Genomic DNA, 15,862 nt, shown 5'->3' with positions numbered 1-15,862 from the left:
GGTGGCACGGCCGGTCAGCCACTCGATCCGCAGCACGGCACCACTGGACCGGCGCGCCTACGCTGGGCCCGTCCGCCGCTGTCGGGGAGGGAACGCCATGCGGGTCGAGGAGGCCGTCGCCGAGCTGGCCCGGGTGGCCGCGCGCGACGTGGGTCGGGGCAGCGAGGCGCTCGCCGTACCGGCGGCGGGCGGGCTGCTCACCGCCGCCCGGTCGCTCGCCGGCCGGCCCGCGCCCGACGCCGCCGTGCTGACCGGGTTCTTCATCCCGGCCGCCGAGCCACCGGCCGCGGAGACCGACGGCCCGATCGGCGCGGTGCAGCTGGCCGCCGCGCTCCGCGCGCTCGGCGGCCAGGTCCGGCTGGTCACCGACGCACCCTGCGCGCCGGTGGTCGCGGCCGCCATCGCCGCCGGCGCGCCCGGCGTGCCCCTCGAGGTGGCGCCGCTGCGGGGGTACGACGACTGGGCCGCCGGCGTGCTGCCCCGGTACGCGCGGCTGTCGCACGTGATCGCCTGCGAACGCGTCGGCCCGGGCGCCGACGGCCGGCCCCGGAACATGCGCGGCGACGACATCGGCGGGCACACCGCCCCGCTCGAGCGGCTCTTCACCGCCGGCCCCGCCTTCCGCGTCGGCATCGGTGACGGCGGCAACGAGCTGGGCATGGGCCGGCTGCCGGCCGAGCTGGTCGAGCGGGTGGTCGACCGGGGCGCGGAGATCCGCTGCGTGGTCGGCTGCGAGGCGCTGCTGGTCGGCGGCACTTCCAACTGGGCGGCCGCCGCGCTGGTCGGCGCGCTGGCGCTGCTGCGCCCCGAGGTGACCACCCTGCGCGACCTGCTCCGCCCCGAGTGGTCGGCGGAGGTGCTGAGCGCGATCGTCGAGCGGGCCGGCGCGGTCGACGGCGTACGCCGCCGGGCGCAGCGCACTGTGGACGGCCTGGACTGGCCCGCGTACGCCGAGCCGCTGACCCGGATCGCGGAGCTGGTCGCAGCGGCCTGACCCCGCGGACCTCGCGGTCCAGGATCCGCGCTGATTCACGGAAAGGGGGGGTGCGGTCTGGCGGGGGGCGGGTTATGCGGAGCCGCCGCGTCCCGGCAGTGGGTGGCCTGACAGCGGGGGCCTTTCGGGCCGGCGGGGCGGCGACGCGGGTGGCAGGCTCGCTCGCTCCGCAGCGGGGCCGGGGTGGAGTCGGGCAGCGGGTTCGTCGGCCGGCTCGGCGGCCGGCCGGGCCCGGCGGCGCGGCAGGTGCAGGGCGGCGGCGAGGAGCGCGAAGGCGGCCCAGCCGCCGGCCAGGGCGACGGCCGCCGAGGTGTCCTGGAGGTAGTGGTGGGCGGCGAGGAAGCCGATCAGGGCCAGGCTGTTGCGGGCGAAGTGCCGGCTGAAGTCGGCGAGCTGGCGGCGGGCCTCCACCGCGACCAGCACCCCGGAGTACGGAAAGGTGACCACCATGCCGCGCAGCACCTCGCCGAGCAGCCCGGTGAGCACCGCACCGACGAAGATCACCACCAGCCTGGCGGGCGCGGCGAGCCCGTCCCGCCGGGCGTCGGCCGGCTCGTCGGACCCGGCGCCGCCGGCGGCTCCGCTCTCCCCCGGCGCAGGCGCGGCGGCGGCGCGGCGGCGCAGCAGCAGCACCATGGTCAGCGCCCAGAGCGCCACCGTCCCGGCGAGCGCTGCCTCGAACGGCACCCGGACCGCCAGCACCGCGGCGCTCAACGCCACGTACGCCGCGACCCCGGCCAGGTCGGCCAGGAGGATCGGCCAGCGCAGCCGGCGGTACGCGACCGCGACGGTGACGAAGAAGAGGTTGAGCCCGACCACCCCGAGCAGCTGCGCCCCGTCCACCCGGTGGCCCGTGGTGACCAGGGCGAGGGTCATCGGCAGCGGCAGGCTGTAGACGAAGGCACGCACCCGGACCGAGCGGATCACGCTGACCGCCCAGACCACGGCGGTCACCAGCAGCACGGCGCTCCACGTCATGGCCGGCCCCGCTCAGTCCCGGAAGGCGGCGACGTCGGCGCAGAGCCGGAAGATCCGGGTGAGCCGGTCGACGTCCGACCGGTTGACCGAGAACTGGTTCTCGCTGATCTCGCCGTGCGCGGTCATCCTCGCCTCCCAGCAGCTCGAACCGTCCCAGACTGCCAGGTTGACGTGCAGGTGCGGGCTGACCGCGCCGAACGGCAGCAGCCCCACCCGGACGCCGGCCCGACGCTGCAGCTCCACCAGGTCGGACAGTTCGTCGCTGAGCGTGGCGTAGACGAAGATCCGGGTGATCCGTACGCCCCGGGCCAGGGCGGCCAGGTTCGCCTCCCAGTAGCGCCGGCCGACGTCCCCCCGCCACCAGCTCATCTCCCCGCTGACCCGGGGCATCACGTTGGTCAGCCCGATCAGCTCGCGGATGCAGTCCCGGGTGGCGCCGATCAGGTCCTCGTCGTCGTCGCCGCGCCGGATGATCCGGCCGGCGGCGAGCTGCTCCGCCTCCAGGCGGAACTCGTCGTAGCGGCGCTGCGCCTCGGCGGCCACCCGGGTGCCGGCGTGCCGCTCGGCCGCCTCGCGTACCGCGCCGGCGAGCTGCGGGGTGGTGCGGACCAGCCAGGGCGGCCCGTCCAGCAGCGTCCGCAGGTAAAACCGGCGCTCGGCCCGGGCCAGCGAGTCCACCAGCAGCGAGATGGTGATCCCCATCAGCCCGGCGAGCAACGACTCCACCCCGGTGGCGGCGTTGGTCAGGTCGAGCGCCACGGACAGGACGACGGAGAGCGTGATGCCGATCAACGCGACCGGGTCGGTGTGCGCGACCAGCCGGACGAAGCCGTCGGCGGATCCCGCCCGGCCCCTGGAACGTCGGCGCACCACGTCACCCGCCATCGGCAACCCCCGATCCCCTTTGCCCAACAGGGTAGCCACGATCCACAACGGCCGGTGTGGGCGTACCAACCGGCGGTAGCATCCGCCGGTGCGGACGACGGAGGTGGCGCTGCCGGCCGGCGCGGCGGGGACGACCGGCGGTGAGCTCGCCGCGGGAGTACGGGCCTGGGTGAATTCCCCGCCACTGCGGGCCCTGGTCGGACACTTCGGTGGCGACTGGCCGGCCGGGGACGTGCCGGCCGTGCTGACCGGGCTGGACGAGTTCTCCGCCCGGCACTGGGACTTCCGGGAAGGGCGGGAACGCCCCGAGGCCCGCGAGCCGGCCTTCGACCCGGCCACGGTCCGGCTCGTGCTGGACTCGGCGGAGGCGCTGGGCCTGGTCCGGGCCGCCCCGCCGGCCCTGCCCGGGTACGCCCACCTGCTGGTGCTCGGCGGGCTGGCACACGCCTGCCTGCGGCGCACCGCGTACGCCGCGCACCTGGTGCGGACCGTCGCCGGAATCGCGGGCGAGGTGGCGGTGCTGGGCAGCTTCCGGGCGCTCTCCCCGGTCGAGTCACAGCTGCTCGCCGACGCCGGGGTGTCCGGCTGCACCACCGAGGTGGACGTCCTCGACGCAGGGGTGCGCGCCGCGTTCGGGGTGACGGCGCCGAGCGAGGAGACCGGCGAGGACGCCGACCACCCGCACCGGGCCTGGTCCTCGCGCACCTACCGCCCCGCCGGCCTGCCTCCGGTCCGGGTGCTCGCCGCCCCGTCCAGCGAGCCGGACCGGCGCCGGGCGCACACCGCCGACACCCAGCGGTTCTGGGCCGAGCACGTGCGGCTGGCCACCGGCGACCCGGTGCTGATGGTGACCGCGCCGATCTACGTGCCGTTCCAGCACTGCGATGCGCTGCGCACCCTCGCGGTGCCGTACCGCTGCGGGATCGACACGGTCGGGGTGGATCCGGCGCTGACCGGGCTGGCCCGGGTGCCGGAACCCACCCTCACCCCGGGGCGGTACCTCCAGGAGATCCGCTCGGCCATCCGGTCGATGCGCGCCCTGCACGCGGCCCTGCCCTGACTCCCCGGCGGACGCAGCGGCCGGACGGGCGTGGTCTCCTGGCTCAGCGGGCGGTGTCGGCGACCGCCTGGGCGAACACCTCGGAGCGGTGCTCGAAGTTGCGGAACTGGCCGTAGCTCGGTGCGGCCGGGGAGAGCAGCACCACCCCGCCCGCCGGGGTGAGCTTGCGGGACAAACCCACCGCGGCGACCAGGTCCTCGGCGAGCTCGGTGCGCACCGATGGCAACCCGGCGAGCGCCGCCACGATCCGCGGGCCGCTGTCCGGAATGCCGATCACGGTGATCTCCCGCTCGGCCAGGTGGTCCCGCAGCGGGGTGTAGTCCAGCCCCCGGTCGGTGCCGCCGACGATCACGGTCAGCGACCGCCCCTCGTAGGCGTCGATCGCGTGCATGGCCGCGTACGGGCTGGTGGCCAGGGTGTCGTCGACGAAGGTGAGGCCGGACGGGTCGGAGATCTCGGTCAGCCGGTGGGCGAGCCCCTGGAACTCGGCGACCGCCAGGGCGAGGCTGTCCTTGCGACCGGCCACGTCGACCCCGAGCGCGTCGAGCACCGCGAGGGCGACGCAGAGGTTGCCCTCGTTGTGCCGGCCCACCAGCGGCAGCACCGCGCGCGGGAAGAGCGGGGTGTCCCGCAGGTGGAACCAGGGGGCGCCGTCCGGTCCGGACGCCACGTGGGTGGCGTCCGGAAGGCCGGCCCGCACCGCCGCCCGGTCCCCCAGCTCCAGCGCGAGCCGCGGGTCGGTGCCGTTGACCACCACGGTGTGCGGGCCGTGCGCGATCAGGTTGAGCTTGTCCTGGTAGTACTCCCGCTCCCCGCCGTGCGCGTCGAGGTGCTCCGGGAAGAGCGCGGTGACCACGGCCACTCGGGGCGAGTCGGTCAGGTCGGCGCACTGGTAGCTGGAGAGCTCCAGCACGTACAGCTCGGCCTCGGGCAGGTCGAGCAGCGGTACGCCGATGTTGCCGCCGAAGACGTTCGGCCGGTCCATCGCGGTCAGCAGGTGGCTGATCAGGCTGGAGGTGGTGCTCTTGCCCTTGCTGCCGGTGACGCCCACGGTCCGATCGGCGTGGTCGGCCATCCAGAGCGCGCTGCCCTGGGTGACGGTGACGGCCCGCCGGCGCAGCTCCACCATCCACGGGTGGGTGTTCGGCACGCCCGGCGAACGGACCACCACCTCGGCGGCGGCCAGCCGGTCGAAGCCCTCCTCCCCGGTGACCAGCGGCGCGGCCTCGGCGAGCGGGCCCTCCCAGGGCAGGGTGAGGAAGTTCGCGCTGTCGTCGACGACCACCAGGTCGGCCGGGCCGTGCGCGGCGATCGCGGTCACCGCGGCCCGGCCCTCGCGGCCGGCTCCCCAGACGGCGACGTGACGTCCGCGCAGATCAGACAGGCGCACAGGCTCTCCTCGGGGGTTGCGACGGGCGGTCGGCGGGCGTGGTCCGACGCAGCCGGACACGGCCGGACGAACCAGGGCCTAGTATGGCGTGTGCCCAACGAGCAGCTCCGGCGGATGGACGCCTTCACCTTCCCGTCCTACTCGATCGACTTCGCCACCGGCGAGGCGTTGTTCGACTACGCCCTCACCGGCCCCCACGGCGAGCAGCGGTTCACCGAGGTGATCACCTTCCCGGTGCCGGCCGAGCCGGTGTCGGACGAGACCGCGGCCACCGTCAACCGGGTCCTCGAACTGCTGCACGTCGTCGCCGGGGTCAGCTACTACAAGACCGCCGCGCCGCCCCGGCTGGTGCTGCCGACGCCGCTGGGCACGGCCGCCGTCGAGTTCGTCACCGCCGTCTACACCAAGGGCCTCGCCGAGTACGCGTACCGCAACCAGCTCCCGCACGTGCTGGAGCTGCGCCCGGAGGTGCCGGCCGGCGAGGTCGCCCCGCCCCGGGTGTACGACGACTCGGACCGGCGCCCGCTCTCCGCGGTCGGCGGCGGCAAGGACTCCATCGTCAGCCTGGAGGCGCTGCGCCGGGCCGGCTTCGACCCGGTGCCCTTCTCGGTCAACCCGAACCACGTCATCATCTCGGTGAACGAGGCGTCCGACCTGGTGCCCCTCGCGGCCCGGCGGCGGATCGACCCGGTGCTGTTCGACCTCAACGCGGCGGGCGCGCGCAACGGGCACATCCCGGTCACCGCGATCAACTCGCTGATCGCGGTCGCCACCGCCGTGCTGCACGGCCTCGGCCCGGTGGTGATGTCCAACGAGCGCTCGGCGTCCGACCCGAACCTGATCTGGAACGGTCACGAGATCAACCACCAGTGGTCCAAGGGCGTCGAGGCGGAGGGGCTGCTGCGGGGCGCCCTCGCCGAGCACGCCGGGCTCACCGAGCCGTACTTCTCCCTGCTGCGGTCGCTCTCCGAGCTGCACATCGCCCGGCTGTTCGCCGAGATCGACCGGTACGACGCCGTGGTGACCAGCTGCAACGCCGCGTTCAAGCTGCGCGACGCGAGCGAGCGGTGGTGCCGCGACTGCCCGAAGTGCCGGTTCGTCTTCCTGGCCATGGCCCCGTTCATGTCCCGGGAGCGGATCACCCACATCTTCGGCGGCGACCTGCTCGCGGACACCACGCAGATCCCCGGCTACCGGGAGCTGCTCGGCGTGGACGGGCACAAGCCGTTCGAGTGCGTCGGCGAAGTGGAGGAGTCGGTGGTGGCGCTGAGCCTGCTCGCCCAGCAGGAGCAGTGGCGTGCCGCCCCGGTGGTCCGCGCCCTGGTCGAGGCGCTGCCGGACACCGCCTGGACCGCTGCGGCCACCTCCGACGTCTTCACCCCCGGAGGCCCGAACTACGTCCCCGCCCCCTACGCCAAGGCCCTCACCGCCCTCACCTGACAGGTGGGTCAGGGGGCGCGGACGGCGTCCAGGGCGAGCAGGGCGACGTGGAGGGAGAGGCACGCCTCGACCGAGTCCAGGTCGACGTCGAGGATGCGGCCGATCCGGGCCAGCCGCTCGTAGAACGCCGGCCGGGACAGGTGCGCCGCGGCGGCCGCCGCCGACTTGTTCCGGCCCTGCTCCAGGTACGCCCGCAGGGTGCCGAGCAGCTGCTCGCGTGGATGCTGGGCGTCATAGGCCAGCAGCGCGCCGAGTTCCCGTTCGACGAAGGTCTGCAGGCGCGGCTCGTCCCGCAGCAGGTGCAGCAGGCCGGCCAGCCCGACGTGCGGCAGCCGGAAGATCGGCAGGTCCCGGCGGTCCCGGCGGGCCGCCTCGGCGATCTGCCGCGCCTCCACCAGCGAGCGCCCGGCCTCCCGCAGGCTGCCCACCCCGGAACCGGCCGCGATGATCACGCCCGTCGAACCGGTCGGTCGGGGGATGACGCCGCCGGCGGGCGTGGGACGGGAACCGCCCTCCGGCACCCGGTTCGCGCCGACCGCGACCGGACGGGCCACTACCGGGTCGCCCGGCCGGGCGACGGCGGTACGGGGGGCCGGCGGGCGGGCCGGGCCGGCGTCGAGGCGTACCCGACGCAGCGCGGCGGCGAACGCGGCGAGCGCCTTCTCCTCGGCGGCCGGGTCGGCGAGCGCGAGCAGCGCGCCCACCGAATGGTCGTCGACGGCGCTGGTCAGGGCGGTGAGCCGGGCCTCGCGCAGCGCCTGACCGACCGCCTCGGCGAGGTCACGCAGCCGGGCCGGACCGGCCTCCGGGCCGGGTTCGCCGGCCTCCGGGTCGTCGGCCCGGTGGCGGACCACCACGCCGACCAGGTGCCGCCGGTCGAGCGTGACACCGAGTGCCTTGGCCCGCAGCGCCACCTCGTCCACCGGGCGGGAGTGGTCGAGCAGCGCGGTGAGCAGGGTGCGGTGGATCTGCCGTTCCAGCCCTTCCTCGTCGCGCCGGATCAGCCGGCCCAGGGCCAGCGTCGAGGCGGCGCGCTCGACGAGGATGGTCAGCCGGGTCGGCGGCGCGGCGGCGAACGGCCGCGGGTCCGTGACCGGGTCGGCGGGGTCGGCCGGCACCGGTCGACGGTCGGCTGCCGCCTCCGGCCCAGCGGCACCCGATGAGCCGGCTTCCGGTGCCGGATGGTCACCGTCGACCAGCGCGGGGGCGCGGCCGCTCGTGGTCAGCTCACCGCCGGCCGGCCAGCGCAGCAGCAGCCGCCCCCAGTCCTGGCCGCGCGCGCCGACCGTGGTGACCAGCCAGCCGCTGTCCGGGTCGTACGCGGTCCGCCCGGCCGGCCGGATCCGCCGGGAGTGCTGCTCCCAGCCGTCCAGCAGCAGCTCGGCGCTCTCCCCCGCCGGGTCGTACGCGAGCACCTGCCGGGATAGGTTCTCCAGCACCACCGGACACCCGGAGAGCTCGGCGGCCTGCCGGACCACCTCGGCCGGACCGGCCCCCTCCACGGAGAGCTCGGTGAACCGCTGGTGGATCTCCTCGGTGGCGCGCAGCTCGGTGAGCTGGGCGTCCACGATCAGCGCGTGCACCGCCTCGGTGATCCGCACGAACGGGGTGGCCCGCCGCAGCTCGACCAGCGGCAGCCCGCGCCGCTCCGCGGCCGCCGCCATCACCCGGGGGACCCCGCTCACGTAGCGGCGGCCCAGCTCGACCACCAGCCCGGACACCCCGACGTCGGCCAGGTCGCCGATGAACGCCCGCAGCCCGGCGTCGTCGGCCGGCAGCCCGATCCCGGTGGTCAGCACCAGCTCACCGCCGCCGAGCAGGGTGGCGATGTCCGGCACCTCGGCCACGTGCACCCAGCGGACCGGCCGGTCAAGTCCCGCGTCCCCGGCGACCAGCCGGGGCGCGCCGTGGCGCACCGGCACCAGGGCGAGCACCTCACGGACGGTAGGGAACACGGGCGACACGTTACCCTGCGTCATCCCCAACCACGAGAACCGACCGGCCGTACCGCCGACGCCGGCCGCCGCCGTCCTAGGCGTCAGAGCGGGTCGTCGCGGCCCAGCTCCCAGCAGGCCACGGCGGTGGCGGCGGCGACGTTCAGCGAGTCCACCCCGCGCCGCATCGGGATGACCACCCGGACGTCGCTGGCGTCCATCGCCGCCCCGGTCAGGCCGGCGCCCTCAGCCCCCATCAGCAGCGCCGCCCGGGCCCGCTGGGTCGCGTCCAGCCGCTGGATCGGCACCGCGTCCGGCGCCGGCGTCATCGCCAGCACGGTGAAACCGGCCGCCCGGACCTGCGCGAGCGCCTCCGGCCAGGGCTCCAGCTTCGCGTACGGGATGGCGAAGACCTCCCCCATGCTGACCCGGACGCTGCGCCGGTAGAGCGGGTCGGCGCAGGTCGGGGAGAGCAGGACCGCGTCCACGCCCAGCGCGGCCACGGCCCGGAAGATCGCGCCGAGGTTGGTGTGGTTGTTGACGTCCTCGAGGATCACCACGCGCCGGGCGGTGGCCAGCACCTCGGCGGCGCTCGGCAGCGGCTTGCGGTGGAACGAGGCGAGCACGCCCCGGTGCACGTGGAAGCCGGTGGCCCGCTCGAGCACCTCCGGGGTGGCCGCGTAGACGGGGGCGTCGCCGGTGTCGAGGTCGGCGAGCTGGTCCACCCGCTTGGCGTCGACCAGGTACGACCGGGCCGGGTAGCCGGCCCGCAGCGCGCGCCGCAGCACCAGCTCCCCCTCGGCGATGAACAGGCCGTGCGGCGGCTCCCACCGGGTACGTAGTTCGACGTCGGTCAGCGCACGGTAGTCGGCGATCCGGCCGTCGTCGGGGTCGGTGATCTCGTGGACGGGCACCGCACGATTCTGCCTGGCCGGGGCTGCCCCACCCACCTCAGGCCCGCTCGTAGCGCAGCAGCACCGACTTCCCGTCGAAGCTCCGGGTCTCCACGAGCCGCAGGTCGAGGCGCTCCTTGTCGGGGAAGACCGGGGTGCCGCCGCCCAGCACGACCGGGTGCACGACCACCTGGTACTCGTCGATCAGGCCCAGCGCGGTCAGTGCCGCCGCCGCGCCGGAGCCGCCGGTGAGCAGCAGCTCCCGGCCCGGCTGCGCCTTCAGCTCCGCGACCTCGGCGGCCAGGTCGCGACCGATCACCCGGGCGTCGTACTCGGCGTTCTCGAGGGTGCGGGAAATGACGATCTTGGGGGTCCGCTGCCAGACCGGGGCGAACTTCAGGTCGTGCGGGTCCTGCGAGATCTGCTCGGCGCGCGGCCAGTACCACGACATCAGACCCCATACCTTGCGGCCGTAGAGGAAGGCGTCGGCGCGGTCGGTCAGCTCGAAGGAGTGCGCGGACAGCTCCGGCCCCATGGCCGGCCAGTCGAACTCGCCGTTCGGCCCCTCGATGAAACCGTCGACGGACTGGTGCACCCAGTAGACGAGCTTGCGCATGGTGTCCTCCTGCTCGGTGGCGCCCCCCGGCGGGCGTGCTCACCGGTGGGTCGGAGCCGCCCGACCGGATCCGACAGCCCGGCCCACCTTCTTCCGAGGAGATTTGCCCGGGCCCGCTACCGTCCGGTTTCGTGGCCCGCCCCGTGATGATCGCCCTGGTCGGTGTCGACGGCTCCGGCAAGAGCACCCAGGCCCGAGCCCTCGCCCGGCGGCTGACCGCCGAGGGCGTGCCGGCGACGTACTTCGAGAACGCCGGCGGCCGGCCGCTGTGGAACCGGCTCGCCCGGGCGCTCGGCCGGCGCGACGGGGTGGCGCTGTTCGGCCGTACCCTCTATCCGGCGCTGGAGGCGACGGTCCGCGCGGTGGCGATGGCCCGCACGGTGCTGGTGGCCCGGCTGACCGGCCGGACCGCGGTGCTGGACCGGTGGACCTGGTGCCAGTACGTGATCATGGCGGCCCGCGGTGACCGGGGGCGGCGGCCGGTGCGCGCGGCGTACCGGATCTTCCCGCGCCCGACGGTGGTCTGCTTCCTGGCGACCTCGCCGGCGGTGGCGCAGCGGCGGGTGGCGGAACGCGGCATCGACACCGAGGAGTTGGCGCACCTGCGCGCGCTGGACGCCGCCTACCAGGCGCTGCCGGAGTTCGGGTCGTTCGTGGTGGTCGACGGCGACGGCGACCCGGCCGAGGTGGCCGCGGCGCTGGACCGGGTGGTGTCGCCCCTGGTCGGGCGCGCCCCACGTTAGATTCCGGACGTGGAGTACCGCCTGGAGGACCGGCTACCGACGGTCGAGGAGTTCGTCGCCGTGACCACGGCGGTCGGGTGGACCGACGCGTACGACGCGGCGGCGATCCCGGCGTCGCTGGCCGCCTCGCTGCACGCCGTGGTGGCGGTCGAGGGCGACCGGGTGATCGGGCTGGGCCGGCTGGTCGGCGACGGGGCGATCTACTACTACCTGCAGGACCTGGCGGTGGTTCCGGAGCGGCAGCGGCGCGGGGTGGGCGCGGCGATCCTCGCCCGGCTGGAGGAGTGGATCGCCGGCCGGGCCTCGTCGCGCACCTTCGTCGGCCTGTTCGCGGCCGGCGGATCGGTCAGCCTCTACCGCCGCTTCGGGTACGCCGTGCACGACGACATGACCGGCATGTTCCGCGTCGGCCCCCGCCCGCTTCAGCACGGCGGGCCGGGGCGGTAAGGAGGGGCCTCTTGTCAACGCGTCCGGCATAGCAGGGGCCCCTTCCTCACTACTCAGCCGCGGCCGCGGCCCTGGAGCCAGCGCAGGAGGTCCTGCGGGAGGCCTCGGTCCTGCTGCTGCTGTTGCCGGGGCTGCGGGGTCGGCTGCGGCTCCGGCTTGGGCTGGGGGCGCTGCGGGTCGCCGACCAGTTGGTCGCTGGGCGCGGTGAAGTCCTTCACCGGCTTGCCGTCGACCGCGGTCCGGATCACCCGGGCGACCCCATCGATCACCTTGGCCTGCACTGCGGAGCCGACCAGGTCGGTCGAGTCGTCGGGGTTGGCCGCGATGCCCGCGGCGGCAACCTGCGGGGTGAAGCCGACGAAGGTCTCGGTGGCGTTCTGCTCGGAGCTACCGGTCTTGCCGGCGACCGGCCGGCCGACGATCCGGTCGACCCCGGTGGCGGTGCCGCCGTTGCACTGCCCGTACGCGGACTGCTGGCCGACCGGGCAGCGGGCGGCATCGGTGGCGGCCCGGGCCACGTCGGTGTCCAGCACCTTCCTACAGGAGGGCTGGCCGACGTCGACCTTCTCGCCGTTGGCCGCGGTCACCGAGACCACCGGCAGCGGGGAGCAGTACGTCCCCTCGGCGGCGACGGTGGCGTACGCGTTGGCCAGGTCGAGCGGGGTGGTGGCGGCCACGCCCAGGGTGAAGGCGCCCCAGTTCTCGGCGTCGTCCTTGGCGAAGGCGGCGTCGGAGTCCGCCCGGAAGGTGATGCCCAGCCGCTGCGCCATCTCCACCACCTTGTCCTCGCCGACCTGCTCGGCCAGCCAGACGAAGTAGGTGTTCACGGAGCGGCCGAAGCCGTCCCACATCATCCGGTAGCCGTCCATCCACTCCGGGTTGGCGTTGGCCGGGCACCACTTGCCGTCGCAGTTGCCCTCCGCGTCCGAGCCGTACCGGGTGGGCAGCTTGGCCGGGGCGTCGAAGCCGGTGGCGAGCGGCTTGCCGGACTCCAGCGCGGCGAGCATGGTGAACAGCTTGAAGGTCGAGCCGGCCTGGTAGCCGTCGACGCTGGCGCCGCCGGAGATCAGCGGGTTGACGGTGTTCGGGTGGTTGGCCTGCCCGGCCGGGTTGTCGGCGAGGCTGTAGTGCCGGTTGACGGCCATGGCGAGCACCCGGCCGGTGCCCGGCTCGACCGCGGCGATCGGCAGGGCGCGCTTGTTGTCGTACCCGTAGACCTTGGTGGCCTGCTGCTGGGCGGTCTGCTGGATCTTCGGGTCCAGCGAGGTGACCACGGTGTAGCCGCCGCGGCGCAGCGCCTGCTCGCGCTCCTTGACGGTGTTGCCGAAGGCCGGCTGGCCGAGCCACCAACGCCGCAGGTAGTCGCAGAAGAAGCCCCAGTCGTCGTGGCCCTGGGCGACCGCGGTGCAGCCGTTGGGCTGGGCGGTCGGGTGCAGGGTCAGCTGCTCCGCCTTGGCCGCGGCGGCCTGCTGCACGGTGATCGCGCCGGTCTGCGCCATCGAGTCGAGCACGTACGCCCGGCGGGCGAGGGCCTGGTCCTTGTCCCCGTCGATCGGGCTGTACTCGTCGGGCGACTGGACCAGGCCGGCGAGCAGGGCCGCCTCGCCCAGGGTCAGGTCGGCCGGGGCCTTGCCGAAGTAGCGCTGACTGGCGGCGGCGATGCCGTACGCGCCGGAGCCGAAGTAGGCGATGTTGAGGTAGCGGTTGAGGATCTCGTCCTTGCTGAGGGTCTTCTCCAGCGCGCCCGCGTACCGGATCTCCTGGATCTTGCGCCCGACGGTCTGCTCGGTGGCGGCCTGCCGCTCCTCGGCACTGCGGGTGGGATCCGTCTTGAGCACGTTGCGGACGTACTGCATGGTCAGGGTGGAGCCGCCCTGCTCGGTGCCGCCGCCCTTGACGTTGGCGACCAGGGCGCGGGCGATGCCACGCAGGTCGGCGCCGCCGTGGGAGTAGAAGCGGCGGTCCTCCGCGGCCACGATCGCCTGCCGCATCACCGGGGCGATCTCCGCGAGCGGCACGTCCGTGCGGTTGACGTCGTAGAACGTGGTGATCAGGGTCTTGCCGTCGTTGGCGTAGAGGTAGGAGCGCTGGGGCTGCGCGGGGGTGCGCAGCGCGTCGGGCAGCTCCGCGTACGCGCCGAGCACCGACTTGGTGACGAACCCGCCGAGCAGGTTGCCGGGCAGGGCGGCGACCGCGACGACCAGGCCGGCGAGGAGGCCGGCGAGCAGCACGGTGAAGAGCCGCGACAGCGGCGACCGGGAAGACGGCATGGGCTCCAGGATTGCCGCGAATGCCACCAACCGGCCACTCCGCCAGCCAACTGTCAGTTACCTCACGGCGACCTCTCAGCTATCGCCCGTCCGGTAAACCTCGCGATCGGCGCGGCGGGGCGGAAAGGTCAGCTGGGGAGCGGGCCGTTGGGCGGCGGGGCGGGCGTGGCGGTGACGCTGGCGGCCGCTGCGTCGCGGGCGATGATGGCGGGGACCAGTCGCCCCGAGCGGTAGCCGATGCCGATGCCGGCGATCAGCGTGAAGATCGCGCCGAAGGTCTGCAGCGAGCCGATCAGCGCACCGCCCAGGCCGAGCAGCGGGGCGGCGATCATCAGCATGATCCCGTCCCCGTAGGCGAACATCCCGGACCGGGCGACCGACCACCCGGTGAGGAACCAGCCCAGACTGTACCAGAATGCCCCGAACAGGACGATGCTGCGCGCGGTGAGGCCGAAGACCGGCGCCTGCTCCGCCAGCCCGGCGAAGGGCAGCATCAGCACCATCCCGCCGATGCTGGACAGCAGCCCGGCGAGGGCCACCCGTCGGCATCGGGTGGCGGCGAGCAGCCCGGTCAGCGCCAGCAGCGCGAGCAGCCCGAGCCAGACCGCGGCCACCCAGCTCACCAGGTACAGCGGCCGCCCGTCGGCCGGGTAGGGGTCGTTGCCCACCCCGCCATCGCTGGCCATCGCCACCAGGCCGTAGAGGATCGCGTACGCGGGCAGCAGCCAGACCGCCGCGCGGGCGAACCGGCGTACCGACCAGGCCCAGCTGGCGTCGGTGGCCGGGGCGCCCCGGCCCGGCTCGGAGACGAACGGCAGCACCCCGAACCCGCCCCCGGTACGCCGGGTGCCGAGCGGTCCGGCGGGGTCGTGCGCGCCGGGGACCGGTTCTCTGGAGAACAGTTCCTTGGAGAGCAGTTCCTTGGAGAACAGCCGGTTCGCCGGATCCTTCATGCGTCACCTCGCTCCGCCCGCGGGCGGCGCGGGACGCGCGAAGGCGCCCCGGCTCCTGCTCACCACCCGTCCTCAGACCGATCGTGGCAGGCGCCGGGGCGCCGTATGAGGCTTTCTCGTATTTGCCGTCCCGGACCGGGGACGTCCGGGATCAGCCCCGTTCGCGCCGGTCCGAGGGGTCGTTGAGCAGGCTCTCCGGGGCGACCGGCTCGGGGGCCGGGAGCCCCTGCGGGGCGTTGCCGCCGGTGGCCTGCGCCTCGGCGACGCGTACCTCGTCGTGGATCTCCTGGGCGGCGGTGGCGGCGGCATGCGCGGCCTCGGCGGCCTCCCGCTCCACCTCGCCGGCCCCCTTGTTGGCCTCCGGGGAGGGCACGTCGCCGACCATGCCGGCCAGCCCGCCCAGCGCGCCGCCCATCCCCTCCAGGGCCTTGGTCAGCTCGGCCGGCACGATCCAGACCTTGTTCGCCGAGCCGTTGGCGATCTGCGGCAGCGCCTGGAGGTACTGGTAGGCGAGCACCTTCTGGCTCGGGTTGGCCTGGTGGATCGCGTCGAAGACGGTACGGATCGCCTTGGCCTGACCCTCCGCCTGGAGGATCCGGGCCTGCCGGTCACCGTCGGCGCGCAGCACCGCGGCCTGCTTCTCACCCTCGGCGGTGAGGATCTGCGACTGCTTGAGGCCCTCGGCGTTGAGGATCGCGGCGCGGCGGTCCCGCTCGGCGCGCATCTGCTTCTCCATCGAGTCACGGATGCTCGGCGGCGGCTCGATCGCCTTGATCTCGACCCGGGTCACCTTGATCCCCCACCGGCCGGTGGTCTCGTCCAGCACCCCGGAGAGGTGGCGGTTGATCTCCTCGCGGCTGGTCAGCGCCCGCTCCAGGTCCAGCGAGCCGATCACGTTGCGCAGCGTGGTGACGGTGAGCTGCTCGATGGCCTGCAGGAAGTTGGAGATCTCGTAGGTGGCGCGGACCGAGTCGACCACCTTGAAGTAGAGCACCGTGTCGATCGAGACGACGAGGTTGTCCGAAGTGATCACCGGCTGCGGCGGGAAGCTGACCACCTGCTCCCGCATGTCGACCTTGGTGCGCACCGCATCGACGTACGGCACCAGCAGGTTGAGCCCTGGGCTCAAGGTCCGCTTGTACTTCCCCAGTCGTTCCACCACGTCCTGGCGCTGCTGCGGCACGATCCGCACCGCCTTGACCAGCGTCACCACGACGATCACCGCCACGGCGATCAACAGGACCGCTGCAACTTCCATA

The 15,862-nt window shown here is 74.3% G+C and carries 13 protein-coding genes and 2 pseudogenes; 5 read left to right on the top strand and 10 right to left on the bottom strand.

All coding sequences use genetic code 11. The annotated features are described in order from the left end of the window. The first annotated feature begins 97 nt into the window (after positions 1–97). Positions 98–994, top strand: coding sequence for a glutamate cyclase domain-containing protein (locus ACFYOS_RS13395; protein WP_387139753.1), 897 nt, complete (start codon positions 98–100; stop codon positions 992–994). A gap of 72 nt (positions 995–1,066) precedes the next feature. Here ACFYOS_RS13395 and ACFYOS_RS13390 read toward each other — a convergent pair whose 3' ends face one another. Together ACFYOS_RS13390 and ACFYOS_RS13385 are read right to left on the bottom strand one after the other, a co-directional pair. After that, positions 1,067–1,972 (bottom strand): hypothetical protein, encoded by a 906-nt coding sequence (locus ACFYOS_RS13390; RefSeq protein WP_387139750.1) that lies wholly within the window; start codon positions 1,970–1,972, stop codon positions 1,067–1,069. Between the two features lie 12 nt (positions 1,973–1,984). Then, a complete protein-coding gene (locus ACFYOS_RS13385) occupies positions 1,985–2,857 on the bottom strand; it encodes a hypothetical protein (RefSeq protein ID WP_387139747.1) in 873 nt (290 codons plus the stop codon). A gap of 88 nt (positions 2,858–2,945) precedes the next feature. Here ACFYOS_RS13385 and ACFYOS_RS13380 point away from each other — a divergent pair, with 88 nt between their 5' ends. After that, the gene (locus ACFYOS_RS13380; RefSeq protein WP_387139744.1) at positions 2,946–3,917 is read left to right on the top strand and encodes a hypothetical protein; all 972 of its coding nucleotides are present in this window, start codon (positions 2,946–2,948) and stop codon (positions 3,915–3,917) included. A gap of 43 nt (positions 3,918–3,960) precedes the next feature. On the opposite strand, the gene murD is transcribed toward ACFYOS_RS13380, so the two are convergent. Further along, complete coding sequence (gene murD, locus ACFYOS_RS13375) at positions 3,961–5,307, bottom strand: UDP-N-acetylmuramoyl-L-alanine--D-glutamate ligase (RefSeq protein WP_387139741.1); 1,347 nt, start codon at positions 5,305–5,307, stop codon at positions 3,961–3,963. Positions 5,308–5,397: 90 nt separating this feature from the next. On the opposite strand from murD, the gene ACFYOS_RS13370 reads away from it, so the two are divergent. Beyond that, positions 5,398–6,747, top strand: coding sequence for a hypothetical protein (locus ACFYOS_RS13370; protein ID WP_387139738.1), 1,350 nt, complete (start codon positions 5,398–5,400; stop codon positions 6,745–6,747). An 8-nt stretch (positions 6,748–6,755) separates the two neighbouring features. Here the strand turns inward: ACFYOS_RS13370 and ACFYOS_RS13365 are convergent. From ACFYOS_RS13365 to ACFYOS_RS13350, 4 genes and pseudogenes are all read right to left on the bottom strand, one after another. Then, a pseudogene (locus tag ACFYOS_RS13365) lies at positions 6,756–7,250 on the bottom strand (PucR family transcriptional regulator); the annotation flags it as partial. Between the two features lie 107 nt (positions 7,251–7,357). Beyond that, a pseudogene (locus ACFYOS_RS13360) lies at positions 7,358–8,726 on the bottom strand (PucR family transcriptional regulator ligand-binding domain-containing protein); the annotation flags it as partial. 59 nt (positions 8,727–8,785) lie between these two features. Beyond that, complete coding sequence (locus tag ACFYOS_RS13355; protein WP_387139735.1) at positions 8,786–9,631, bottom strand: TrmH family RNA methyltransferase; 846 nt, start codon at positions 9,629–9,631, stop codon at positions 8,786–8,788. Between the two features lies 1 nt (position 9,632). Continuing rightward, entirely contained in the window at positions 9,633–10,190 is a 558-nt protein-coding gene (locus ACFYOS_RS13350; RefSeq protein WP_387139732.1) for a dihydrofolate reductase family protein, read from the bottom strand. Positions 10,191–10,321: 131 nt separating this feature from the next. Here ACFYOS_RS13350 and ACFYOS_RS13345 point away from each other — a divergent pair, with 131 nt between their 5' ends. Continuing rightward, positions 10,322–10,933 carry a dTMP kinase gene (locus ACFYOS_RS13345; RefSeq protein ID WP_387139729.1) on the top strand — a complete coding sequence of 204 codons (612 nt, stop codon included), beginning with the start codon at positions 10,322–10,324 and terminating at the stop codon, positions 10,931–10,933. A gap of 9 nt (positions 10,934–10,942) precedes the next feature. Further along, complete coding sequence (locus ACFYOS_RS13340) at positions 10,943–11,380, top strand: GNAT family N-acetyltransferase (RefSeq protein ID WP_387139726.1); 438 nt, start codon at positions 10,943–10,945, stop codon at positions 11,378–11,380. Positions 11,381–11,433: 53 nt separating this feature from the next. Here ACFYOS_RS13340 and ACFYOS_RS13335 read toward each other — a convergent pair whose 3' ends face one another. From ACFYOS_RS13335 to ACFYOS_RS13325, 3 genes are all read right to left on the bottom strand, one after another. Then, positions 11,434–13,650 (bottom strand): transglycosylase domain-containing protein, encoded by a 2,217-nt coding sequence (locus tag ACFYOS_RS13335; RefSeq protein WP_387139722.1) that lies wholly within the window; start codon positions 13,648–13,650, stop codon positions 11,434–11,436. Positions 13,651–13,778: 128 nt separating this feature from the next. Then, on the bottom strand, positions 13,779–14,603 hold the full coding sequence (locus ACFYOS_RS13330; RefSeq protein ID WP_387139719.1) for a hypothetical protein: 825 nt from the start codon (positions 14,601–14,603) through the stop codon (positions 13,779–13,781). A gap of 151 nt (positions 14,604–14,754) precedes the next feature. Continuing rightward, entirely contained in the window at positions 14,755–15,861 is a 1,107-nt protein-coding gene (locus tag ACFYOS_RS13325) for an SPFH domain-containing protein (protein ID WP_387139716.1), read from the bottom strand. Position 15,862: the final 1 nt, after the last annotated feature.

The organism is Micromonospora sp. NPDC005806 (assembly GCF_042871425.1).
Taxonomy (GTDB): domain Bacteria; phylum Actinomycetota; class Actinomycetes; order Mycobacteriales; family Micromonosporaceae; genus Micromonospora.
The sequence above is the reverse complement of the archived record's forward strand: the minus strand, read 5'-3'. Positions and strand labels throughout refer to the sequence as shown.

What these genes read in the sequence shown, in the direction of transcription:
- ACFYOS_RS13385 (WP_387139747.1), bottom strand. Translation starts at nt 2,857, where the DNA reads ATGGCGGGTGACGTGGTGCGCCGACGTTCCAGGGGCCGGGCGGGATCC.
- ACFYOS_RS13350 (WP_387139732.1), bottom strand. Translation starts at nt 10,190, where the DNA reads ATGCGCAAGCTCGTCTACTGGGTGCACCAGTCCGTCGACGGTTTCATC.
- ACFYOS_RS13395 (WP_387139753.1), top strand. Translation starts at nt 98, where the DNA reads ATGCGGGTCGAGGAGGCCGTCGCCGAGCTGGCCCGGGTGGCCGCGCGC.
- ACFYOS_RS13390 (WP_387139750.1), bottom strand. Translation starts at nt 1,972, where the DNA reads ATGACGTGGAGCGCCGTGCTGCTGGTGACCGCCGTGGTCTGGGCGGTC.
- ACFYOS_RS13335 (WP_387139722.1), bottom strand. Translation starts at nt 13,650, where the DNA reads ATGCCGTCTTCCCGGTCGCCGCTGTCGCGGCTCTTCACCGTGCTGCTC.
- ACFYOS_RS13330 (WP_387139719.1), bottom strand. Translation starts at nt 14,603, where the DNA reads ATGAAGGATCCGGCGAACCGGCTGTTCTCCAAGGAACTGCTCTCCAAG.
- ACFYOS_RS13325 (WP_387139716.1), bottom strand. Translation starts at nt 15,861, where the DNA reads ATGGAAGTTGCAGCGGTCCTGTTGATCGCCGTGGCGGTGATCGTCGTG.